General features: G+C 70.7%; 17 protein-coding genes. 10 read left to right on the top strand and 7 right to left on the bottom strand.

All coding sequences use genetic code 11. The features are described from left to right. Window positions 1-40 precede the first annotated feature (40 nt). Entirely contained in the window at window positions 41-1,264 is a 1,224-nt protein-coding gene (locus KME78_RS28425; protein WP_219532432.1) for a sensor histidine kinase, read from the top strand. Between the two features lie 15 nt (window positions 1,265-1,279). Here the strand turns inward: KME78_RS28425 and KME78_RS28420 are convergent, their stop codons facing one another. Further along, entirely contained in the window at window positions 1,280-2,233 is a 954-nt protein-coding gene (locus KME78_RS28420) for an aldo/keto reductase (protein ID WP_219532431.1), read from the bottom strand. Between the two features lie 19 nt (window positions 2,234-2,252). Next, entirely contained in the window at window positions 2,253-3,449 is a 1,197-nt protein-coding gene (locus KME78_RS28415; protein WP_219532430.1) for a cytochrome P450, read from the bottom strand. 243 nt (window positions 3,450-3,692) lie between these two features. Here KME78_RS28415 and KME78_RS28410 point away from each other — a divergent pair, with 243 nt between their 5' ends. The 5 genes from KME78_RS28410 to KME78_RS28390 are packed head-to-tail and all read left to right on the top strand — an operon-like array spanning window position 3,693 to window position 11,973. Then, window positions 3,693-5,243 (top strand): FAD-dependent monooxygenase, encoded by a 1,551-nt coding sequence (locus KME78_RS28410; protein WP_219532429.1) that lies wholly within the window; start codon window positions 3,693-3,695, stop codon window positions 5,241-5,243. After that, complete coding sequence (locus KME78_RS28405) at window positions 5,236-6,069, top strand: phytanoyl-CoA dioxygenase family protein (RefSeq protein WP_219532428.1); 834 nt, start codon at window positions 5,236-5,238, stop codon at window positions 6,067-6,069. Before KME78_RS28410 ends, KME78_RS28405 begins: the two co-directional genes overlap by 8 nt. A gap of 9 nt (window positions 6,070-6,078) precedes the next feature. Then, on the top strand, window positions 6,079-7,128 hold the full coding sequence (locus tag KME78_RS28400) for a ketoacyl-ACP synthase III family protein (RefSeq protein WP_219532427.1): 1,050 nt from the start codon (window positions 6,079-6,081) through the stop codon (window positions 7,126-7,128). Window positions 7,129-7,159: 31 nt separating this feature from the next. Further along, window positions 7,160-8,218, top strand: a complete 1,059-nt coding sequence (locus tag KME78_RS28395) for a ketoacyl-ACP synthase III family protein (RefSeq protein ID WP_219532426.1) — start codon at window positions 7,160-7,162, stop codon at window positions 8,216-8,218. Beyond that, the gene (locus KME78_RS28390; RefSeq protein ID WP_246652001.1) at window positions 8,218-11,973 is read left to right on the top strand and encodes a type I polyketide synthase; all 3,756 of its coding nucleotides are present in this window, start codon (window positions 8,218-8,220) and stop codon (window positions 11,971-11,973) included. The genes KME78_RS28395 and KME78_RS28390 overlap by 1 nt, the downstream gene beginning before the upstream one ends. Before the next feature lie 97 nt (window positions 11,974-12,070). Here KME78_RS28390 and KME78_RS28385 read toward each other — a convergent pair whose 3' ends face one another. Together KME78_RS28385 and KME78_RS28380 are read right to left on the bottom strand one after the other, a co-directional pair. Then, complete coding sequence (locus KME78_RS28385) at window positions 12,071-13,867, bottom strand: glycoside hydrolase family 2 protein (protein WP_219532424.1); 1,797 nt, start codon at window positions 13,865-13,867, stop codon at window positions 12,071-12,073. Between the two features lie 101 nt (window positions 13,868-13,968). Then, entirely contained in the window at window positions 13,969-15,006 is a 1,038-nt protein-coding gene (locus tag KME78_RS28380) for a LacI family DNA-binding transcriptional regulator (RefSeq protein WP_219532423.1), read from the bottom strand. Between the two features lie 129 nt (window positions 15,007-15,135). On the opposite strand from KME78_RS28380, the gene KME78_RS28375 reads away from it, so the two are divergent. Further along, complete coding sequence (locus KME78_RS28375; protein WP_219532422.1) at window positions 15,136-15,327, top strand: hypothetical protein; 192 nt, start codon at window positions 15,136-15,138, stop codon at window positions 15,325-15,327. A gap of 14 nt (window positions 15,328-15,341) precedes the next feature. Next, window positions 15,342-16,784, top strand: a complete 1,443-nt coding sequence (locus tag KME78_RS28370; protein ID WP_308127168.1) for a sulfatase-like hydrolase/transferase — start codon at window positions 15,342-15,344, stop codon at window positions 16,782-16,784. A 46-nt stretch (window positions 16,785-16,830) separates the two neighbouring features. Here the strand turns inward: KME78_RS28370 and KME78_RS28365 are convergent, their stop codons facing one another. Continuing rightward, entirely contained in the window at window positions 16,831-17,985 is a 1,155-nt protein-coding gene (locus tag KME78_RS28365) for a sensor histidine kinase (RefSeq protein WP_219532420.1), read from the bottom strand. A 247-nt stretch (window positions 17,986-18,232) separates the two neighbouring features. Here KME78_RS28365 and KME78_RS28360 point away from each other — a divergent pair, with 247 nt between their 5' ends. Then, on the top strand, window positions 18,233-19,093 hold the full coding sequence (locus tag KME78_RS28360) for a hypothetical protein (RefSeq protein ID WP_219532419.1): 861 nt from the start codon (window positions 18,233-18,235) through the stop codon (window positions 19,091-19,093). A gap of 264 nt (window positions 19,094-19,357) precedes the next feature. Then, window positions 19,358-19,747 (top strand): hypothetical protein, encoded by a 390-nt coding sequence (locus KME78_RS28355; RefSeq protein WP_219532418.1) that lies wholly within the window; start codon window positions 19,358-19,360, stop codon window positions 19,745-19,747. Here KME78_RS28355 and KME78_RS28350 read toward each other — a convergent pair. Together KME78_RS28350 and KME78_RS28345 are read right to left on the bottom strand one after the other, a co-directional pair. Further along, a complete protein-coding gene (locus KME78_RS28350; RefSeq protein WP_219532417.1) occupies window positions 19,737-21,857 on the bottom strand; it encodes a beta-galactosidase in 2,121 nt (706 codons plus the stop codon). The genes KME78_RS28355 and KME78_RS28350 overlap by 11 nt on opposite strands. Window positions 21,858-21,903: 46 nt before the next feature. After that, window positions 21,904-22,902 carry a LacI family DNA-binding transcriptional regulator gene (locus tag KME78_RS28345; protein WP_246652000.1) on the bottom strand — a complete coding sequence of 333 codons (999 nt, stop codon included), beginning with the start codon at window positions 22,900-22,902 and terminating at the stop codon, window positions 21,904-21,906. Window positions 22,903-22,969 lie beyond the last annotated feature (67 nt).

The following is a 22,969-nucleotide window of genomic DNA, read 5'->3' as shown; positions in this document are numbered from 1 at the left end:
GTGGATGAGGATCCTTGGTGATCGCGGTTAGCATGCGCTGATGCGGGCAAAGGTGCTGTCGTCCCTCAAACGGCTCGCCGTGGCGAACCCTTTCCTCACCGACCTGGTGTTCGGCCTCGTCATCGCCGGCATCACGCTGGGGTTCGGGTTCGCCGTGGGCGGCAGCTCGGCCGATCAGGGTTACGCGCAGCGCCCCCTGGACGTCTGGGGCGTCGGGCTGACCCTGACGGCCAACCTGGCGCTGGCCTGGCGGCGGCGTGCGCCGCTCATCGTGCTGGGGGTCTGCTGCGTCACCGCGATCATCCTGCACGCGGCCGGCTACGACACCAGGATCAACCTGGCCTCGACCCTGCTGGCGCTCTACACCGTGGCCGGCCGGCTGCCGCCGGCCGTGTCCGTCCCGTGCGTGCTGCCCGTCGCCGTCTCCTGGTGGCAGTCGGCGTTCCTGGCCCCGCACGAATTCACCGGCCTCAACATCCTGCAGGCCAGCATCATGATGGCCGTCGCCTGGACGTTCGGCAACGGCACCAGGCTGCTGGTCGAGCGCAACAGGCGGCTCGCCCACCTCACCGAGCGACTCCGTCGCGAGCAGGACGACAACGCGCGCCGCGCCGTCACGGAGGAGCGGGTGCGCATCGCCCGCGAACTGCACGACGTGGTCGCCCACCACATGTCGGTCATCATCATCCAGGCGGGGCTCGCCCGCTATGTCTTCGATTCCGACCCCGGCACCGCGCGGGGCGCGCTGACCACCATCGCCGACACCGGCAGCGAGGCCATGGGCGAGATGAAACGGCTGCTGTCCGTCCTGCGCATCGACGTCGACGACGAGAACGACGGCTACGATCCGGCGCCCGGCCTGCAGCGGCTCGGACCACTGGTGGAACGGGTGCGCTCGGCAGGCGTGCCGGTGCACGTGACGGTCACCGGCGCCGCGCGCCCGCTGCCACCCGGAATCGACCTGTGCACCTACCGGGTCATCCAAGAATGCCTCACCAACATCCTCAAACACGCCGGTCCCGCCACGGCGTGGGTCACGGTCACGTTCCACAGCACCACGCTGGTGCTGCGCGTCACCGACGACGGGCGCGGGGTGACGGCGGCCCCCAAGGAGGACGGTCATGGCTTGATCGGCATGCGCGAACGCGTCAAGCTCTACAAGGGAACGGTCACGGCCCAAGCGAAGCCGTCAGGCGGTTTCGAGGTCGTGGTCACGCTGCCCCTGCCGCCCACGAAACCGGACGCTCCTCAGCCACAGGGGTGAGTGGACGGCGGGCGTTCAGGAGAGCGGCATCAGCTCAGTGATCTCGGCCAGTTCCGCGGCGGTCGGTTCCCAGTCGCCGGCCGCCGCGTTGGCCCGGATCTGCTCCGGGCCGGTCGCACCGGCGATCACCGAACCGCAGCCGGGCAGTGCGGCCAGCGCGCCGATGGCCACGTCCAGGAGGGACCGGTCGTGCTTGTCGGCCCAGGTGCTCAGCACCTCCACCCGGTCCAGCTTGTCCGGTGTGACGAGGTGCGGACGCGCCGCGAGCCGGGTCCCGGCCGGTGGCTCCTGCCCGCGTCGTACCTTCCCCGTCAGCAGCCCGTGGGCCAGCGGGAAGTACGGCAGCATACCGACCTTGTAGTGCAGGGCCGCCGGCACCACCTCGCGCTCCGCGCCGCGCTCCAGCAACGACCAGTGGTTCTGCGCCGACACGAACGACGCGCATCCTCTCTCGCGGGACATGTGCGCGGCCTCGGCGATCTGCCAGCCGGCGAAGTTGGAGCTGCCGATGTACCGGACCTTGCCCTCACGCACCAGCTCGGTCAGGGCGTCCAGCGTCTCCTCGATCGGGGTGACGCCGTCGGGGAAGTGGTACTGGTAAAGGTCGATGTAGTCGGTACGCAGGCGGCGCAGCGACCCCTCCACCGCGCGCCGGATGTACGACCGGCCGCCCAGCGTTCCGCGTGCCTCACCCTGCTCGTCGTCGGGGCGGTCGCCGGGTCTGCCGAACTTGGTGGCCAGGACCACCTGGTGCCGCCGACCGGCCAGCACCTCGCCGAGGATCTCCTCGGAGGCGCCGTGCACCGCGCCGTACACCTCGGCGGTGTCGAAGAGGGTCACGCCCTCCTCGATCGCCGCGTCCACCACCTCCCTGGTGCGGGCGGCGTCGATACGCGAACCGATGTTGTTGCAGCCCAGCCCGATCACCGACACCCGGAGGCCCGAGTCGCCCAAGGTCCTGTAACGCATGATCCAAAGCTACCTTCCACTAGAACGCGACCGGCAGCCGGTCCACTCCGTACACCGCCATGCGGTCACGGGTCGGCACCTCGGCCGCCGGAACGGCCAGCCGCAGGTCGGGGAAGCGCTCGAAGAGCGCGGTCAGTGCGATCCGGAGCTCGGCCCGCGCGAGGTGCTGCCCGAGACACTGGTGGATGCCGTGCCCGAACGCCAGGTGCCCGGTCGCCGACCGGTCCACGTCCAGCCGGTCCGGGTCGGGGAAGTGTTCCGGGTCGCGGTTCGCGACCGGCAGGGCCAGCACCACGGTCTCGCCGGCCGCGATGACCTGGCCACCGATCTCGACGTCGGCCAGCGCGGTGCGTCGTACGTCGAACTGGAGGATCGACAGGTAGCGCAGCAGCTCCTCGACCGCCGGTCCGGCGAGTGCCGGGTCCGTGGTCAGACGGGCCCGCTGGGCCGGGTCGGTCAGCAGCGCGAACGTCCCGAGCGCGAGCATGCTCGACGTGGGCAGATGGCCGGTGGCCAGCAGCACCATCCCGAGGTTGGTGAGTTCGTCGTCGGTCAGGTCACCGGTCGCCACGGCGTGAGCGAGCAGCCCGTCGTCCGATGGACCGGATCCGGCGCGCAGACGAGCGAGGAGGCCGCGTACCGTCTCGGTGATCGACAGCACGGCACCGACGGTCTGTTCGGGTGTGGAGTCCAGGTTGTTCATCACCCCGGTCGCCGCCTGGATCAGGTGCCGATCCTGTGCGGGGACGCCGAGCAACTCGCAGATGACCAGCGCCGGAATGGGCATGGCGAACGACGTCACGAGGTCGGTGGGCGATCCACCGTCCGCCATCGCGTCGAGCACCTGCGCGGTGTAGCGCCGGATCGCGGGCGTCAGCTCGGTGACGCGACGAGGCCCGAAGTGGCTGCTCAGCAGGCGGCGGTATCGGGTGTGGTCGGGCGGGTCCATGTGCGGGAAGATGCCCGGCTCCGCGGGGGTCGGCCGCTGGTGCGCGCGCTCGCCGCCGACCGGCTGGTGCAGCAGCTCACGCCGGGTGCTGAAACGTGGATCCGCCAGGATGGCGCGAGTGACGGTGTAGCCGGTCGCCACCCAGCCGAGGTGCCCGTCGGGATAGGCGAGGCGGCTGAGCAGCGGTCGATTCCGCAGCTCAATGGGTGGGTCGAAGGGGGTGGGCCGGTCGGTCTCCAATGGCTGGGCCTGGCGGCCATCACTCATCCGCTGCCTTCCGCCTGGGGCACCGGAGCAGGCCCCGGCACGCCGTTGATCATCAGCGTTGAAGATTATGCATGGTTAGTCCGAAAAATGACACCACTAGTTATATATGGACCCGCCGATTAGCATCGGCGCTGACCACCTGGACACTCTGTCAACTCTCAGGTTGCGAGACCGCACCGTACGTATCTCCGGTCTGTGATGGGCAACCCGACGGCTCTTCTCTCTCCCCCAGCAGAGGTGTTAATGGCGCACGTGGAGGCACAGGTCGCGATCGTCGGCGGGGGCCCCGTGGGGCTCATACTCGCGTGCGAGTTGGCTCTCCACGGCGTCCCGGTGGTGGTGCTCGAACGATTACCCGCGATCGAATGGCGCCCGAAGGCGGAAGGCATCACCGGACGGGCGATCGACATCATGGACCGTCGCGGTCTCATGATCGGGGTCACCGAAGCTCCTGCCACGCCACCGACGGCCGAGCAGCAGGCGCGCATCGCGGCGGGTGAGCAACGGCCGGACAGCCTGCTGCCCAAGGCGTTCCCCGGCGCGCGGCACTTCGCCAGCATGTTCCTGCTCCGGCCGGAGTCCCCCGACCTGCTGGTGCCCCAGCAGCTGCTGGAGGAGGACCTGGCGCGGCGCGCGGCGGAGCTCGGCATCGAGGTACGGCGCGGCCATACTGTAATCGGTTTCACCCAGGACGACGACCGGGTCCGTCTCGAGGTCGAGGGGCCGGACGGGCCGTACCTGATGGAGGCGGAATGGCTCGCCGGCTGCGACGGCGGCCGGAGCCTGATCCGGAAGCTGTCCGGCATCGCCTTTCCCGGAACGGACGGCATCACGACCGGCTACCGGGCCTTCGCCGAGATCGACGACCCCGAATTCCATCTCCCCGGCTGGTTCCGCAAGGACGGCGGGCTGCTCGTGTACGAGGAGGGCCCGCCCCGGTTCATCACGTTGGAGTTCGACGGCGCACCGCCGAACCGGGACGCGGCGATCACGCTGGAGGAGTTCCAGGAGGCACTGCGCCGGCTCAGCGGCACCAAGGTGACGGTCACCGAGGTCAAGAAGATCACCCGGTTCACCGACAACGCGCGGCAGGCCGAGACGTACCGCAGCGGGCGGGTGCTGCTCGTCGGCGACGCGGCGCACGTCCACTCGCATTGGAGCGGCCCGGGACTACGACTCGGGATGGGCGACGCGCTCAACGTCGGCTGGAAGCTCGCCGCGGTCGCACGTGGTTGGTGCGGCGAAGAACTGCTCGACACCTACACCTCCGAGCGGCACCCGATCGGCGAGCAGACGCTGGAGGTCCAGCGGGCCTCGATCGCGTTGATGCGGCCCGGACAGCACGTCGACGCGTTGCGCCGGCTGCTCACCGAGCTGCTGCTGCGCGACGAGGCGAACCGGCAGCTCACCGCCCTGATCGACGACCTGCACATCAGCTACGACATGGGCGACCCGTCGCTGACCGGTCCGCTGGTCGGGCGCTACAGCCCGGACCTGCGGTTACGGTGCGCCGACGGCACCGTACGGGTCGCGGAGCTGCAGCGCACCGGGCGGCCGCTGCTGCTCGACCTCGCCGCCGATCCTGAGCTGCGGGCGCTCGCCGAACCCTGGGCCGACCGGGTCGACGTGGTCACGGCCGAATGCGCCGAGGCCCCGGCGGACGCCCTGCTGATTCGGCCGGACGGTTTCGTCGCCTGGAGCACACCCGCCGACCCGGCGTCGCTGCGGGCCGCCCTCACCCGATGGTTCGGCCCAGCCGGACCGCTGACCGCCTCCGGAGGCCGGAATGAGTGATCGCAAGCTGACCACACTGCCCGCGTCGGCCAAGGTCGACGAGGCGATCGAGGTGGTCGAGCGTGACGGAACAGTGATCATCGAGGACTTCATCGACGCCGGTACGCTCCGCGGCCTGTGGGACGACCTGGGCCCGGACCTGGAACGCCAGGAGGACGGCGACGGCCGGCTGGTCGGGGTGAAGACCCGGATCCTGCCCGGGCTGGTCCGCCGGAGCGAGCACTCGATCACCATCATGCGGCAGCCGCACTTCCTGGGCAGCGCGCGGCACTTCCTGCAACGTCCGGTGCGGGCCTGGCTCGGCGAGCAGCGGGTGGAGCTGGTCCCGACGATCCAGCTCGGCATCTCGCGGGCCATCCAGATCCGGCCCGGTGTGCCGATCCAAGGGCTGCACCGGGACGACACAGCCCACCTCCGTTCCCACCCGGGTCCGGAGAGCCGGGTGCAGGTCATGGTCGCCGCGAGTGAGTTCACCGCGCGCAACGGCGCCACCCGCCTGATCCCGGGCAGCCACCGGTGGGACGACGAGCGGGCGCCCCGGGATGACGAGGCGATCCCCGCCGAGATGCGGGCCGGTTCCGCGTTGCTGTGGCTCGGCAGCACGTACCACGGCGCCGGTGTCAACGCCTCCGACGCGCCGCGTACCGGCCTGTCGTACGCCTACGACCTCGGCAACCTCCGGCAGGAGGAGAACCACTACCTGTCGCTGCCGCTGGACACGGTCCGCGGCTACCCCGAGGACATCCAGCGGCTCCTCGGCTACGAGGCCTGCCCGCCCATGTGCGGCCTGTACGAGCTGAGCGACCCGATGCTGCTGCTTCAGTAAGGAGGACGGTTGCGCACACCCGACATTTACCTGCGCAGTATCGGCGTCCATCTGCCGCCGGTGGTCAGCATCGAGACGGCCGTCGCCGAGGGCCGCTATCCGGCCGAGGAGATGGAGTACTTCCGCCTCGGCGGCGCGGCGATAGCCGGCGACGTACCGGCTCCGGAGCTCGCCCTCCGCGCGGCCCGGCACGCGTTCGAGCGCTCCGGCGGGATGTCACCGCGCGACCTGGACCTCATGCTGTACGCCGACGTCTGGCACCAGGGGCCGGAGGGCTGGCAACCGCAGTACTACCTGCAGCAGCACCTGGTCGGCGGCGACGTCCTGGGTGTCGAGGTGCGGCACGGGTGCTGCGGGCTGTTCAGCGCGCTGCAGCTCGCCGCCGGCTACCTGCGGCCGGGCGGCACGGCGCTGCTGGTCGGCGCCGACAACCACGGCACGCCGCTGGTCGACCGGTGGCGCATGATCGAGGGCAACGTCATGGGCGACGCCGGGTGCGCGCTGCTGCTCACCACGGACACCGGCTTCGCGCAGCTGCGGTCGGTCAACGTGGTCGTGCTGCCGGAGGCCGAGTCGGTCAACGACGGCGGTGTGCCGATGTTCCCGCCGGACGCGACCGTGGGCCGGCCGCTCGACTTCGCCGCCCGCAACCGTGAGTTCCGCAAGCGGCTCTTCGACCGCGACGGATCCGACATCATGCGGGCGATCCAGACGACACTGATGGAGCTGGTCGACCGTACGCTCAAGGAGGCGGGGATCACGCTCGACGAGGTGGCGCGCGTCGCCTTCCCGCACGGGCGCTGGGACGACCTGGAGCACCGGGGGGTGAACTGGTTCGGGCTGACCTTGGCCGACACCACCTGGGAGTACGGCGCCGGCATCGGACACCTCGGGGTCAGCGACCAGTTCGTCGCCCTCGACCACCTGCTGGCCGGCGGGGCGCTCGCCCGCGGCGACTACGTGCTGCTCATCGGGCTGGGCGCCGGCACCACCATGGCCTGCGCCGTCCTGCGGATCCTCGACATCCCCCAGGAGTACGCCTCCGACGGGCCCGGCTGAGCAGGCATCGACGATCGACTGTGGAGGCGACATGGAGACGGCGGACATGTACATCAGCGGAGTCGGGTCGTACATCCCCGACACGGTGAGCGTGGAACACGCCGTGGCGGCGGGCTGGTACTCCGCCGAGGAGGTCGAGCTGCACCGGCTCGCCGCGGTCGCGGTGGCCGGTGACATCCCGCCGCCGGAGATGGCGTTGCGCGCGGCGCGGAGCGCGGTGGCCCGCAGCGGGCGCTCCCCCACCGATCTCGACCTGCTGTTGTACGTCTCGACCTGGCATCAGGGTCCGGAGGGCTGGCCTCCGCAGGCGTACGTGCAGCGCCATCTGGTCGGCGACGGTGTCCTGTCGACCCAGCTCAAACAGGGCTGCAACGGCATGTTCACCGCCCTGGAGCTGGCCGCGAGCTACCTGCGCGGGCCCGGCCGCCAGGCGGCGCTGCTGGTCGCCGCCGACAACTACGGCACCCCGCTCGTCGACCGGTGGCGGATGCTGCCCGGGGCCGTCGCCGGTGACGCGGGCAGCGCCCTCGTGCTCGACACCGAACCGGGGTTCGCCCGGCTGGCGTCGGTGTGCACGATGTCGGTGTCGCAGGCCGAGGAGATGCACCGCTGCGCCGAGCCGTTGTTCCCGCCCGGCGTCACCGAGGGTCGCACGGTGGACTTCGCGGCGCACAACGACGTGTTCCGGCGGCGCGCGGTGGTCGAAGGCGACGGGACCAAGGTGCTGGCGACGCTGGACGAGCGGATGGTCGAGGTGATCGACCAAGCCCTGTCGGAGGCCGGGATCAAGGCCGACGACGTGACCCGGGTGGCGTGCATGAACACCTCCCAGGAGATCGCCGACCAGATCTGCGAACACCGGCTGGGCATTCCCGCGTCCCGGTCGGTCTGGGACTTCGGCCGGACGATCGGCCACTGCGGGGCCAGTGACCAGATTCTCGCGCTGGAGCACCTGATCCGCGGCGCGGCTCTGGGACCCGGCGACCACCTGCTGATGTTCGGCTTCGGACCCGGCGTGACCATCTCGGCCGCCGTGGTGGAGATTCTCGAGTCGCCCGTGTGGGCGCGGATACGGGGAGGCGATGTGTGATGGATCGACCGAACGAGATGATCGCGCTGATCGGGATCGGCTGCCGCCTGCCTGGCGGCGTCGGCTCGGCGGACGATTACTGGAACCTACTGTGCGAAGGCCGGGACGCCAGCGGACCGGCGCCCGCCGACCGCTGGAGCGACTACGCCGACCGCGGCCCTTCGTACGCGGCGGCGTTACGCCGCGCCGTTCCGTACGGGAGCTACCTGGACGGGGCGGCGGACTTCGACGCGGAGTTCTTCGGGCTCTCACCGCGCGAGGCGGAGCTGATGGACCCGCAGCAGCGCCTCGTGATGGAGACCGCGTGGGAGGCGCTGGAACACGCCGGGGTGTCGCCGGACGCGCTGGCAGGCACGGACGCGGGCGTGTACGTGGGCGTCTGCACCGGCGACTACGGGCACCGGCTGCTGGAGGACCTGCCTGACATCGAGGCGTGGACCGGGATCGGCGCCGCCGCCTGCGCGGTCGCCAACCGGGTGTCCTACGCGCTCGACCTGCGCGGCCCGAGCCTGGCGGTGGACACGGCCTGCTCGGCGTCGCTGGTCGCCGTCCACCTGGCCGTGCAGGCCCTGCGCACCGGCGAGACCGACGTGGCGCTGGCCGGCGGGGTCAACCTCATCCTGTCTCCCGGCGAGACGCTGACCCTGGACGCCGCGGGCACGCTGGCGCCGGACGGGCGGAGCAAGTCGTTCGACGCCGCCGCCGACGGGTACGGGCGGGGCGAGGGCGCGGCGGTCGTGGTGCTCAAGCGGCTCTCCGACGCCGTACGGGACGGGGACCGGATCCTCGCCACCATCCGCGGCAGCGCGGTCAACCAGGACGGCCGCACCGCGGGCATCATGGCGCCGTGCGGCCAGGCGCAGGAGCATGTCATGCGGCGCGCGCTGCGGCAGGCGGGCGTCGAGCCGGGCACGGTCGGTTACGTCGAGGCGCACGGCACCGGCACTGCGGTCGGCGACCCCCTCGAAGCCGACGCGCTGGGCGCCGTGTACGGCGCGGACCGGCCGGCGGAGGAGCCGTGCCTGATCGGGTCGGCCAAGTCCAACATCGGGCACCTCGAAGGTGCCGCCGGCATCGCCGGGCTGGTCAAGGCCGTGCTGGCGCTCGAACGCGGTGAGCTCCCGCCGAGCCGGCTCGACACCCCCACTCCGGCCATCGACTGGAAGGGCACCGGGCTGCGGGTGGTCGACGCGCCGAGGCCGTGGCCCGCCTCCGCGCATCCGCGCCGGGCCGCGGTCTCCGCCTTCGGCTACGGCGGCACCGTCGCCCACGTCGTCCTGGAACAGGCGCCGCCGGCCGAGGGGCAGCCGCATCCGGCGTCCGACAAGGAAACCGCGCGTCGGCTGTATCCGGTGTCCGCCGCGTCGCGGGCGGCGTTGCGGCAGGCCGCCGGGAACCTCGCCGGCGTCGTCGGCGATCTGCCCGCGGCCGACGCCGGGCACACGCTCGCGCTGCGCCGAGCCCACCTGCCGCACCGGGCGGTGGTGGCGGCGGAGAGCCCGGCCGCGCTGGCCGACCGGTTGCGCGCCCTGTCTACCGGTGCCCCGCACGACGCGGTGACCACCGGGCAGGTGCTCGTCGATCCCGGTCCCGGCCCGGTGTTCGTGTTCTCCGGGCACGGCTCGCAGTGGGCCGGCATGGGCCGGGAGCTGCTGGCGACCGAGCCGGCGTTCGCCGCGGTGATCGACGAGCTGGAGCCGGTGTTCGCCGCCGAGATCGGCTTCTCGCCCCGGGAGGTGCTCACCGAGGACGAGCTGACCGAGGTGGACCGGATCCAGACCATGATCTTCGCGATGCAGCTCGGCCTGGTCGAGCTGTGGCGCGCGTACGGGGTCCGTCCGCACGCGGTCATCGGCCATTCGGTCGGCGAGATCGCCGCCGCCGTGACGGCCGGGGCGCTGAGCCGTCTGGACGGGGCCAGATTGATCTGCCGCAGGTCCCGGCTGCTGCGCCGGGTCGCCGGCCACGGTGCGATGGCCATGGTGCAGCTGCCGTTCGCCGAGGCGGCGCGGCTGCTGGGGGACCGTACCGACGTGGTCGCCGCGATCGCGTCGTCGCCCGGCTCGACGGTCGTCTCCGGCGATCCGGACGCCGTGGCCGACGTGCTGACCGGCTGGATCGAGGAGGGCATCCCGGCCCGCCGGGTCGCCTCGGACGTGGCGTTCCACGGGCCGCAGATGGATCCGCTCCTGGCCGACCTGACCGCCGCCGCGGCCGACCTCAAGGTTGATGTCCCCGGCATCCGCGTCTACTCGACGGCGCTGGACGACCCACGGGCGAGCCCCGGCTTCGACGGCGCGTACTGGGCGGTCAACCTGCGCCGGCCGGTACGCCTGGCCGACGCGATCGCGGCGGCCGCGGCCGACGGATACCGCGCGTTCATCGAGCTCGCCCCGCACCCGGTGGTCACCCACTCGGTGCTGGAGACGCTGAGCACGGGCGGGCACGAGGAGATCTTCGTCGGCGCGTCGTTGCGGCGGAACCGTCCCACGCGGGCCGCCCTGCTGACCAGTGTGGCCGCCGCGCACTGCGCCGGTGTCGAGGTGGACTGGCATCGGCTGCAGCCGGTCGGCGGGCCGGTCGTGCTCCCCTCCTACCCGTGGCAGCACCGCAGGCACTGGCGTACGCCGTCCGCCCCGGACACCGCCGGTCGCGGCCACGATCCCGACACGCACACGCTGCTCGGCGACGGCCTCGATCTGGCGGGCACCGACGTACGGCTCTGGCGGACCGGCGTGGACGACCAGACCCGGCCCTATCCCGGCAGCCATGCCATCGAGGGCGTGGAGATCGTACCGGCCGCGGTGCTCGCGGCGACCTTCTTCGCCGCGGCCGGAGGTCAGGTGCTCGGCGAGGTGACGATGTCGGCGCCGCTGCTGACCGCCGACCGCCGCGAGGTCCAGGTCGTACGGCAGGGAACCGGGCTGCGGCTGGCCGCTCGTCCTGCGGGCGAACCGGACGCCGCCTGGCAGATCATCGCCACCGCCACGGCGCTCACCGAACCGGGCGAGGCGCCGGCTTCCCCAGCGCCGCCGCTCACGTCGGCGGACCCGGGCCTGATCATGCAGCGGCTCGCCGCCGTCGGCGTACCCGAAACCGGGTTCGACTGGACGGTCAAGGAACTGCTGTACGGCGACGGCGCACTGCGCGCCCGGGTACGGTGCGGGCCGGCCGCCACCTGGGCACCCGTGCTGGACGCGGCGATGTCGGTGGCGCCGAGCGCGTTCCCCGGCGACCCGCTGCTCCGCATGGTGACGCACGTCGACCGGCTGGTCACGGTCGGAGAGGCACCGGACACGGTGGACATCGAGGTGTGGCTCGACCCCGAACACGCCGACACGGTGCAGGTACGGGTGACCGACGACGCCGGCGCCGTGGTCGGCTGGCTGTCGGGACTGCGGTACCCGGTGATCGACGTGCCGACCCCCGCGGAGAACGGCGCCGAAGGTGTACGGCCCGCCGAATCGATCGCCGACCTGGGGCCTGCGGAGCTGCGGGCGTTCCTGCTGGAGGAGGTCAGCGCCCAGATCGCCCAGGAGATGCGGCTGGCCCCCGCCGACCTGTCGCCGCACCGGCCGCTGGTCGAGCAGGGGCTGGACTCGGTGCTGACGGTGGTCGTCCGGCGGCGGCTGGAGAAACGGTTCCGCTGCTCGCTGCCGACGACCCTGCTGTGGCGGCAGCCGACCGTCGCGGCGGTCTCCGACTTCATCGCCGGTCTGGTGTCCACCTCGAACAGTAATGGTGAGGCGAGCTAAGGGAATGGCGGCCTCAAGGCGAACACCACCGGCATGAGGTCGGCGGGCGGGGCCGCGGCGGTCACCACCGCCGCGGCTCCGTCCGCCTTACCCTTCATCAGCGAGGCGTCTCGATGGCGGCCGGACGTAGTTGGGCCGCACGGATCCGCGAGACGTCCAGCTTGCTCGTACGGTCGAAGCGATAGATGCCGTTCTGTTCCTGGAAGACGTCGGTGAGCTGTGTGTAGCAGTAGCCGAACATCCGGGGGTCGTTCAGCAGGACTCCGACCAGCCCGGCGAACCTCTGCTGGAGCTCCTCCTCGCTCGCCGGACGTTCGCCGTATCCCCAGGAGCTCTCCTCGGGGCGTACGTCCGGATTCCACCAGATGCCGCCGAACTCGCTGCAGAAATACGGCTGGCCCTGGTACGGCACCGACCATGGCGTGCCGTCGGGGTCGGCGTTGACGTACGGCGTCCCGTCGGCCAGGCCCGCCATCAGCTTGCCGAACGCCTCCGGATCCTGCTCGTAGTTGTGTGAGTCGTAGACGTCGGCGCCCGGCACCCGATGCGCGTAGCCGGACGCGTCGATCACCGGGCGGGTGCGGTCGGCCGCCTTCGTGGCCAGGTACATGCCCCAGGTGACGTCGTCGAGCACGGTGATCTGGTCGGTCAGCCGCTGCCAGGTCTCGTTGAGCGGGCACCAGCCGACGATGGACGGGTGGGAGTAGTCGCGCTCGACCGCCTCCAGCCACTGGGTCACGAACGACGCGTCCGGTCGCTGGTTGTCACCGGGAGGCCCCGCGGTGTTGGCTCCCCAGTCCCCGAACTCGCCCCAGACCAGGAAACCCGCCCGGTCGGCGTGGTACAGATACCGCTCCTCGAACACCTTCTGGTGCAACCGGGCGCCGTTGAACCCCGCGGCCACGGCCAGCTCGATGTCTTTGCGCAGCGCCTCGTCCGTGGGCGCGGTCATCAGGCCGTCGGGGTAGTAGCCCTGGTCGAGCACGAGCCGCTGGAAGCGGACCTCGCCGTTGAGCAGGACGGCCTGCCCGTCGATGGTGACAGAGCGGAGCCCGGCGTAGCTCGTGGCGGTGTCGACCACGGCGCCGTCGCCGTCGAGCAGGTCGATGCGCAGGTCGTACAGGTGCGGGTCCTCGGGGGACCACAGCCGTACCCGGTCGTCCGGCAGCGGCAGCCACACTTCGGGGGCGAGGTCGAGGTCGGCGCGCGCCTGCGACCGCACGACCTCACCGCTCTGGTCCGACACCGTCACCCGGACCTGGTGCCCCGGGCGGTTGGCCGACACCGGCACGGTGACGCGGAACGCGGACGCGGCGACGTTCGGCGTGATCTTCGGCCGGCCGAGGTGCGCGTCGGGCACGGGCTCGCACCACACCGTCTGCCAGATTCCGGTGGTACGTCCGTAGAGCGCGCCATGCCCCTCGTACGTGGTCGCCTGCTTGCCGCGTGCCTGGGGCCCGGTGCGCGGATCCCTGGCACGCACGACCACGGTGTAGGTGTGCCCCGGGTCGGCCGAGCCGGTCAGATCGCAGGCGAACGGGGTGAACCCACCCCGGTGCCGGCCGGCTTCGGCACCGTCCACCCACACCGTGGTGTCATGGTCCACCGCCTGGAAGTGCAGCAGCACCCGTTGCCCGGCCCACTCCTGCGGCACCTGGACGGTGCGGCGGTACCAGACGGCCAGATGGAAGTCTGGGTCCCCAATGCCGGACAATTCGGACTCCGGGCAGAACGGCACGACGATCTCACCGGTCAGGTCCCGGTCGACCAGGCCACGCTCAAGCCCGGAGTCGCCGGGATCCCGCTCGAACTGCCAGGCTCCGTTCAGGCACTGCCATGCGGCGCGGACGAACTGCGGACGCGGGTACTCCGGGCGGGGAATGACGGTCTGCACAAAACACTCGCTTTCTCAGGAAATTTCAGGACTTGACGGCACGGTCAGGGACAACCAGATGTACAGAGTGGTGCGGGAACGGGCGGAGGGGATCGCGACCGTCATCCGCCAGCTCCGGCGACACCCGTGGTGCTCTCGTCGACCATCAGCCGCCACGGCGCCTCAAGCTGGACGGCCGGGCTCTTGTCACCCTCGACCCGCTCCAGCAGCCGGGTCACGGCGAGCTCGGCGATCCGCTCCTTGTCGGGCACGATCGTGGTCAGCGGCGGAGTGGCGAACCGCCCCTCGTCGATGCCGTCGAACCCGACGATCGCCACGTCCTGCGGCACCCGTAGCCCTCGGGCCAGCACCGCCCGCATCGCTCCGAGCGCGAGCAGGTCGTTGTAGCAGAACACCGCGTCCGGCGGCTCGGCCAGATCGAGCAGGCGCTCCATCGCGAGCCGACCGTCCTGGCGCTGGTAGCGCCGCACCGGTACGGCGAGGTCGGGCAGGATGGGCAGGCCCGCCTCGGTCAGCGCCTCCTCGTATCCCGCCGATCGATGCGCCGCGGTCTGCCTCGCGGGCCGACTGGACGACTTCTTCGGTACGTGGGGAACGCCGATGGCGGCGATCCGGGTCCGGCCCAGCGAGATCAGATGCTCAGTGGCGGCCTTGGCGGCGGCGGTGTCGTCGATCGCGACGTGGTCCACGCCGTCCACCCGCATCTCGCCCAGCATCACCGTCGGGCAGTTGCCCGCCCAGTTACGCAGCTCGTCCTCGGTCAGACCGAGCGGGCTGAAGATGAACCCGTCGAAGAGGGCCGACCGGTCCCGCCGCATGACGATCTGCCGCTCGCGTTCCGCCGCGCCCTCGGTGCGGTCGATGAGCACCGTGTATCCGCGCTCCTCGGCCCGGTCCACCACGTGAGCGGCCAGTTCGGTGAAGTACGGCACGTCCAGCGGCAGGACGAGGGCCAGCAGGTTGGACCGCCCCCGGTTCAGGCTGCGCGCCGCGATGTTGGGCCGGTAGTCGAGCTCGTCCAGGGCCTGTTGCACCTGGGCTCGGGTCTCCTCGGCCACGTAGGCGAAGTTGTTCACGACGTTGGAGACGGTCCGCACCGAGACTCCCGCCCGCCGCGCCACGTCACGTTGCGTCACCACGGTCGTTCACCCTCCTTGGTTGCTGAGTAGAGTCTTGCCGCGCGGCATGCCGCGTGGCAAGAATGAATTTGCCACGCGGCAACATTGCTTCACGAGACCTTCACGGCCGCGGGGGTGGAAGGCAGGACCATGAACGCGATGACTCGGCGGGGATTCCTCGCCGCGGCGGCTTGCGATGGAGGCGGTGGTGCCGGTGCCGGCCTCTGGTTGTCGATCGCGGCGGCCAAGAGCAAGGGCGCGCAGGTCAGCCTGGACGACTACGCCTTCCCGAACTGGAAGCCGCGGGCGGACTACCTCAAGCCGATGTACGCGAAGCGCTAGCGGAGACCTCACCTGTGAACCGACCGAACATCGTGCTGATCATGACCGATCAGCAGCGAGCCGGCTGGACGGCCGCGAGCGGCTTCCCCCTGGACACCATGCCCTTCCTCGACGGGCTGATGAGCACCGGCGCCCAGTTCGAGCGGGCATACACCACGTCGCCGGCCTGCGTGCCCGCCCGGGTCAGCCTGCTCACCGCACGGTATCCGTCCGCGCACCGGGTCCGGCAGAACAGCGCCGCGGAGCACGTGCTGCGCGGCGCCGACCTGGTGGACGTGTTGCGTGACGCCGGCTACGCGCTGCACCTGGCGGGCAAGACGCATTTCTACCGGCAGCCCGCCGACTTCGACACGTTCGCCGCACCGTACTGGCACAATCGCGGCCCGGCCGGGACGCCTGAGCAGGCATCGTTCGAGCAGTGGCTCAGCGCGCTCGACCACTCGGTCAGCCATGAGCCGACGCCGTTTCCGCTGGAGTGCCAGTTTCCGTACCGGATCGTCGACGGCGCGATCAGCGCGATCGACCGGACGCCTGCCGACCGGCCGTTCTTCACCTGGCTGTCGTTCCCCGAACCGCACAACCCCTACCAGGTCCCGGAGCCGTACTTCAGCCTCTTCTCCCCGGACGAGGTGCCCGAGCGGCTGGTCGGGCCCGAGGGCGCCGAGCGCAAGGGCGGCACGTACACCTGGCTGCGCGAGCTGATCGAGGAGAAACGGCCCGGCTACGACGCCGAGTGGCGGCGATACCGCGCCAACTACTGCGGGATGCTCCGGCTCATCGACGACCAACTACGCCGCTTCTTCACGCACTTGGGCGAACGGGACACGCTGGTGTTCTTCGTCGCCGACCACGGTGACTACGCCGGCGACTACGGCCTGCAACGCAAGGGCGCGGGCATGTCCGAGAGCCTGATGCGCATCCCGTTCGCCGTGGCCGGACCAGGCGTGCGGCCGATGATCAACGGCACCGACTTCGTCTCGCTCGCCGACCTGTTCCCGACGATCTGCGACGCGCTCGGCGTCGAGATCCCGGTCGGCGTCCAGGGCCGCAGCCTGTGGCCCATGCTCACCGGGGCGCCGTATCCGGCCGGGGAGTTCGCCAGCGGGTACGGCGAACGCGGGTTCGGCGGGCTGTCCTACGACGTCGACGAGCGTCCCCCGTTGCACTTCCCGTACGAAGGCCGCACCTTCGACGAGCTCAACACCGTCACCCAGTCCGGCACGACGGTGATGCTCCGGCGCGGACAGTGGAAGCTGCTCCTGGACGAGCGCGGCACCGGCGAACTCTACGACCTGGACGCCGACCCCGCGGAACTGGACAACCGGTACGACGATCCCGGGCTCGCCGAGATCCGCGCCGCCCTCACCACCGACCTGGCCCGCTGGATGATCCGCGTCCGGGACGACCTGCCGGAGGCGGCCTATACCCTCAAACGCGCACCACACAACTGGCACTAGCCTCCACGAGGGGTCCGAGAGGACCGAGGTTCGTCACCACCGGCATTCACGACGGGCTGCCCGCGGGGATGCGGGCCCGCACGACGAAGCCGCCGCCCGCCTGCCGGTCCGCGCTGAAGTCGCCGCCCAGGGCGTCGACCCGGTCGCGGAGCCCGGCCAGGCCCCGCCCGCTCCCGCCGGGCGAGCCGGCCCGCGAGCCGGAATCATCGGTGCTGACCTCCGTGGTGATCTCCTTCTCGCTGTAGCGCACGCGGACCAGGGTGCGGCTGCCGTGGGCGTATTTGAGGGCGTTGGTCAGGGCTTCCTGCACGACTCGATAGGCGACGAACTCGGCGCTGCCGGCTGACCGCGCCGGCTCGCCTTCCTGGGTGAACTCCACCGGCTGCCCGGCCTGGCGGGTCTGCTCCACAAGGGTGTGCAGTTCGCCGACGGACGGCGTGCCGACCTCAGTGTCGTGGCCGGGGTTGAGCAGGTCGAGCAGGTGCCGCAGGTCGGTGATGGCCCGCCGGCCGCTGTCGGTGACCGCGCTCAGGGTCTGGTCGAGGCGATCGGGCGCGGCGGTCAGGTAGCGGGCCGCCTCGGCCTGTACGACCATCGCCGTCACGTGGTGGGTGACGACGTCGTGGAGTTCGCGGGCGATACGGGTACGTTCGGCGGCGCGGGTGGCCTCGGCGACGTGGCGGCGGCGTTCGGCCTCGGCGGCCCGGGTGGAACGCAGCCAGGTCCCGATGCCCCACGCAAGCACCAGCGCCAGGTAGAACAGCGCGATATCGGCCGGCCTCTCGGTCGAGCCGAGCCGGTCGAGCGCGAGCATCAGCGGCAGGTACGCGGCGGACAGGGCGATCACGATGACGCGCCGGTGGCGTTCCATATGGGCACCCGCACTGATGAGTGCGATGGGCAGCGCGGTGCCCGCCAACGCGTGATAGGCCAGGAACTGGTCGAGGGTGAACCCGCACACCACCAGGACGAGACCGGCGGCCGGCCACCTCCGGCGCACGGTGAGCGGGAGGCACTCGAGAGCGATCACCACGATGGCCAGTGCGTCGTAGGGACGAGTCGGCAGGTTGCCGATCTGCGTCCCGTTGCCTTGGAACCCCGGCAGGAGTGACACGACGGTCAGCAGCAGCGCGAACGGAAAGTCCCGTACCGTGACGTCACACCGCCGCCACACGTCCTGGGCCCGACGGAGATCGACCATCGGGCGAGCCTAGCGGTCTCGCCGGACCGGGCGCCGCGCCGACGAGGGCCCAGATTGCCGCGTCGGCGCGACCGGTGCTTACAGGCCGTCGTGTTCACGCGCGTCCGCGCGGGGGGCGAAAAGCCCGAATTGCGAGGTTCTTGACACGAAGTTGTAGCGATCATGGTGACGGTTAGTCAACTCTGCCTCATTCTCTGTTATGGTCGCGTCTTGTTCGAAATTGGGACAACCTTTACCTAGGAGAATCATGAGGAGCACCTCGAAGATCGCCGCACTTGCCACGGCTCTGGCGGTGGTCACTGCTCCCCTGCTGACTGTCGCGTCCCCCGCGAACGCCGAACAATCCACCAAGAACGTCCAGAAGCTGCCGCTGGAGTGGCTCTCCCTCCAGGGACTCAGTGCCACCGCCCAGCAGCAGCGCGTCAAGCAACTACTGAATGCGGGCTACGTTCCGTCGGCCCTGAGCGTGACCAACGCCGCCAACCCGCAGTACGCCTCCGTATGGGTCAAGGACGCCGCCCGCAAGGTGACCGTTCTGCAGGGCCTGTCGGCCACCGACCTGTCGAAGCGCACCACCGAGCAGCTCAAGGCAGGCTTCCAGCCCACCCTGATCAGCGGTACCGGCTCGGGTGCCGGTGCCATCTTCGCGGCGGTCTTCGAGAAGACCACCGACAAGGTCCAGTCCAAGATCGACATGACCAAGGACACCTTCACGACCGTCGACGCCCAGCTCACCGCCGCCGGTCTCAGCATCGCCTCGCTGGACGTGTACGGCACGGCGGAGAAGCCGCTCTACGCGGCCGTCTGGGTCGCCGGGGCCGCCACGGGAGCCGTCAAGGTCAGCATCGGCCAGACCGTGGACCAGCGCGGCAAGGAGCTCCTGGCGCAGGCGAAGCAGGGCCTGCGTCCCGTTCTCATGGCCGTCGAGCCTGGCAAGCTCTACACCACCGTGTGGAGCAAGGGCAGCTCGACCGGCCTGAAGGAGTACCTGCAGCTGTCCCGCGTGACGTACAAGCTCAAGAACACCGAGTTGAAGGTTCTGGGATACCGGCCCACGATTCTGGACACCGACGGCGACCTCTTCGCGGCGATCTGGAGCAAGAGCTAAGAGCCAGTGGTCGTCGGGCGATCCGTCCGCCGCCGTTGCCGCAGGAGTGCACACGCCGCCCGTCCCGGGTTCCGGGACGGGCGGCGTCCGCGTCTGAGCGGCTTTGAGACGTGGCTTCCCTGAACAGATGTCCGGCCAATGTCCGCTCAATTACCTGGCCAGGCGCCACTCAAGGGCCCAGGATCTTACGAGCGCGGATGACATACGCCTGGGACGGCTTGTTTCCCGCTCGACTTCCTCAACCACGAAATCAGGAGAAATTTTATGCGGAAGGCCCTTCTTGCACTGCTCGGCGTGGCCATGACGGCCAGTGCGCTGGCCGTCGCGAGCCCGCCCGCGGCTGCGGCGGGCAGGTGGTGCAACGCCAGCACCTGCATCAAGACCTACGACTCCGGCACGTTTCACCGCAATGTCGAAGTCCAGATCATGGTCAGCGCCAACATGACAGTGCATGGGCGGGTCTGGAACTCCGCCACCGGCTGGGCGGTGAACACACAGGTCGAGAGCTTCAGCGGCATCCGCACCTACATCGGCTACACCTTCCCCAACCGGAATTTCCCCGTCGGCTCGAAGCTCTGCGCCCAGGGATACCAGCACCTGGGCGGCAACAATTACCGAACCCTCGGTCTGCCCTGCGTGACCATCACGAGGTGACCTTCCCAACCCTCGCCTCATCAGGCTCATAGGCGCGGAGCACCGAGACGCCGAAGGGGGGCAGTGTGGCCGTGCGGACGGTCTCGCCCGACGGGTCGAGGGCGTCTGCCCACTCGCCGGTGAGGGTGATGTCGTGCTTGTCGCCGGTGTGGTTCAGCAGGATCAGGAAGCGGCGGCCGGGTCCGGTGCGGAGGCTCGCCTGGGTCCCGGACGGCAGGCTCTCGACGACGGGGGTCACCCCCGCCTCGGCGAGCGCGAGGCCGAGGACCGCCCGCATGCCGGCCGGGTCGAGGCGGGTCGAGAGGTAGCGGGCCGTACCCTGGCCGAACTCGTGCCTGGTCACGGCCGGACGGCCGGCCCAGTCGTGGGCGTCGAAGGCGACCTCGGCCTCGGCACCGACGAGTCGCAGGTCCTCTCGCCAAAGGTCGGCGACTCCTTCGAGGTCCGAAAGCGCCCCGCGGCCACGGACGGGGAACCTCTCGTGCTCCGACGCCGGGCAGAACTCCTCCACCCGCACCCCGAGCACCTCGCGCAGCGGCGCGGGATAGCCGCCCAGGTGGACCCGGTCGTGCTCGTCCACGATCCCACTGAAGAAGGAGACGACCAGCGCGCCGCCTCCGGAGACGTACGCCGAGACGCGCCGCGCGTCCTCGCTCGACAGGAGATACAGGTTCGGTACGACGACAAGGGCGTAGCCGGTCAGATCGGCCGAGGGCGGCACCACGTCCACGCCAACCCCGAGGTCGAACAGCGGGCCGTAGTGGTCCAGCAGACGGTCCTGCTGGCGTACGCCGTCCGAGGGATGGGAGTCGAGCTCCAGGGCCCACCAGCTGTTCCAGTCGAGCAGGATCGCCACCTGGTTACGCACCCGCGTGCCGGCCAGGTCGGGCACCGAGGCGAGTTCCCTGCCGAGCGCCGCGACCTCGCGGAAGACCCTGCTGTCGGGCCCCGCGTGCGGCACCATGCCCGAGTGGAACTTCTCCGCGCCGCCTCGTGACTGCCGCCACTGGAAGTACAGGATCGCGTCGGCGCCGTGCGCGACCGCCTGCCAGCTCCACAGCCGCATCTGGCCGGGCTGCTTGATCGGGTTCCTGGACCGCCAGTTCACCGCGCTCGGCGCCTGCTCCATCAGGATCCAGGGATCCCCGCCCTTGGCGCCGCGCATCGTGTCGTACACCAGGCCGGGGGCCAGATACGGCTGCTCGTCCTGGGGGTCGGGGTAGGAGTCGACCGCCGCGATGTCCAGCCTCGGCGCCCAGTCGAAGACGTCCACGGCTTTCAGGCCACCGAGGAAGTTCGTGGTGACGGGCACCTCGGGAGTGACCCGCCGCAGGATGCCGGCCTCCAGGTCGTAGCAGTCGCGCAGCGCCTCGTTGCTGAAGCGCGTGTAGTCGAGCTGCTGGGCCGGGTTGGGGTACGTGGGAGCCACGCGGGGCGGCCGGATGTGGTCGAAGGAGGCGTAGCGCTGCGACCAGAAGTCCGTCGACCAGGCGTCGTTCAACGCCTCGACGTCGTCCGCGTACCGCTCCCGGAGCCAGCGGCGGAAGTCGTCCGCCGACACCTCGCAGTAGCAGGCCGCGATGTGGCAGCCGTACTCGTTGCCGACGTGCCACAGCCCGAGGGCCGGATGGTCGCGGTAGTGCGTGGCCAGCCGTTCCACCAGCAGCGCGGCCCGTTCGCGGTAGACCGGGCTGGACGGGCAGAAGTGCTGCCGCCCGCCGGGTCCCAGTACGGTCCCGTCCGCGGTGACCGGCAGGATCTCCGGGTGCTCGTGGACCAGCCACGGCGGCGGCGACGCCGTCATGGTGGCGAGGTCGGCGGTGATGCCGTGCGCGTGCAGGTCATCGAGGACCTGGTCGAAGAACGAGAAGTCGTACGCTCCGCGCGCGGGCTCCACCCGGGCCCAGGCGAACACCCCGACGGTCACGAGGTTCACCCGGGCTTCGGCCATGAGCCGCAGGTCTTCCGCCCTGGTCTCGGCCGGCCACTGCTCCGGGTTGTAGTCACCGCCGAAGGCCACGCCGCCGAGCCGGCGCCAGAACCGGTCGCCCGGGGACGGGGCGCCGGCGGTCCCGGAGACCGGCATGACATCGCGAGGTTCGGCGTTCATTGTCGGCGCGGCGGCCTCGGCTGGCGAGGGCGCCGCTCCTCCCTTCTCATGGTGTTGGTGACTTCGGCGGCGGCGCGCCGGTGCTCTCCCTGACGATCAGCTCAGGGGTGATGAAAGAAGTGGCGGAAGGGGCCGTCCCGGTCTCGATCTGGCCGATCATGAGCGAGACGATCCGCTCCGCCACCACGTCGAAGTCCTGGCGGACGGTGGTGAGCGGCGGGGAGAGGTACTCCGCCTCGTCGATGTCGTCGAAGCCGGCGATGCTGACGTCCTCGGGGATGCGCCGTCCCGCCTTGATCATCGCGCGCATCACCCCGAGTGCCATCTGGTCGTTGGCGGCGAAGACGGCCGTCACGCCGGGCCGCTCGGCCAGGACGCGGCCCGCCGCGTATCCGCTGGCCGCGCTCCAGTCGCCGAACAGGACCTGGGGAACCGCGGCCTTCGCCTCCTTGAGCGTCGTGTGCCAGGCCTCGGCCCGGCGCCGCGCGGCGTAGGAGTCCTCGGGCCCGGCGACGTGCCAGACCGTTTCGTGGCCGAGGCCGAGCAGGTGACGGGTGATGAGCTTGGCGCCGAGTGCCTGGTCGGTGTCGACCATGGCATGGCGGTGGCTGGCGTCGCCGTCGGCCATCACGACCGGCACGCCGGGCGGCAGCCGGAGCGCCGGTGTGTCGAGGATCTGCGCCTCGATGAGCACGATGCCGTCGACCGCCTGCAGCGTGAGCTGGTCGAACGCCTCGTGCACGGCCCGCTCGGTCTGCGACTCGATGGCGATCATGTTCACGGTGTAGCCGGCCCGCTGTGCCACCCTGGTGATGGCGTCGACGGTACGGGCGTTGCCGAAGTTGCCGAGCCCGAAGCTGATCAGGCCCAAGGTGCGGAACTGCCCGGTGACCAGGGCGCGCGCGGCCGTGTTGGGCCGGTAGCCGAGGACGCGCATGGCCGACAGGACCCGCTGACGGGTCTCTTCCTCGACGTTGCTGCGGTTGTTGGCCACCCGGGAGACCGTCTGGCTGGAGACCCCGGCCATCGCGGCGACATCAGCCATGGACGGCCGCCTGCGCGGGCGCCGCCCTGACGCCGTCTCCTGGGTCGCCCCGTCCACTGTCACCTCT

This window comes from Nonomuraea guangzhouensis, assembly GCF_019396345.1.
GTDB lineage: Bacteria > Actinomycetota > Actinomycetes > Streptosporangiales > Streptosporangiaceae > Nonomuraea > Nonomuraea guangzhouensis.
The sequence above is the reverse complement of the archived record's forward strand: the minus strand, read 5'-3'. Positions and strand labels throughout refer to the sequence as shown.

Coding starts and splice junctions, on each gene's coding strand:
- KME78_RS28425 (WP_219532432.1), top strand. CDS start 41: ATGCGGGCAAAGGTGCTGTCGTCCCTCAAACGGCTCGCCGTGGCGAAC.
- KME78_RS28420 (WP_219532431.1), bottom strand. CDS start 2,233: ATGCGTTACAGGACCTTGGGCGACTCGGGCCTCCGGGTGTCGGTGATC.
- KME78_RS28415 (WP_219532430.1), bottom strand. CDS start 3,449: ATGAGTGATGGCCGCCAGGCCCAGCCATTGGAGACCGACCGGCCCACC.
- KME78_RS28410 (WP_219532429.1), top strand. CDS start 3,693: ATGGCGCACGTGGAGGCACAGGTCGCGATCGTCGGCGGGGGCCCCGTG.
- KME78_RS28405 (WP_219532428.1), top strand. CDS start 5,236: ATGAGTGATCGCAAGCTGACCACACTGCCCGCGTCGGCCAAGGTCGAC.
- KME78_RS28395 (WP_219532426.1), top strand. CDS start 7,160: ATGGAGACGGCGGACATGTACATCAGCGGAGTCGGGTCGTACATCCCC.
- KME78_RS28390 (WP_246652001.1), top strand. CDS start 8,218: ATGGATCGACCGAACGAGATGATCGCGCTGATCGGGATCGGCTGCCGC.
- KME78_RS28375 (WP_219532422.1), top strand. CDS start 15,136: ATGAACGCGATGACTCGGCGGGGATTCCTCGCCGCGGCGGCTTGCGAT.
- KME78_RS28365 (WP_219532420.1), bottom strand. CDS start 17,985: ATGGTCGATCTCCGTCGGGCCCAGGACGTGTGGCGGCGGTGTGACGTC.
- KME78_RS28360 (WP_219532419.1), top strand. CDS start 18,233: ATGAGGAGCACCTCGAAGATCGCCGCACTTGCCACGGCTCTGGCGGTG.
- KME78_RS28355 (WP_219532418.1), top strand. CDS start 19,358: ATGCGGAAGGCCCTTCTTGCACTGCTCGGCGTGGCCATGACGGCCAGT.
- KME78_RS28350 (WP_219532417.1), bottom strand. CDS start 21,857: ATGAACGCCGAACCTCGCGATGTCATGCCGGTCTCCGGGACCGCCGGC.
- KME78_RS28345 (WP_246652000.1), bottom strand. CDS start 22,902: ATGGCTGATGTCGCCGCGATGGCCGGGGTCTCCAGCCAGACGGTCTCC.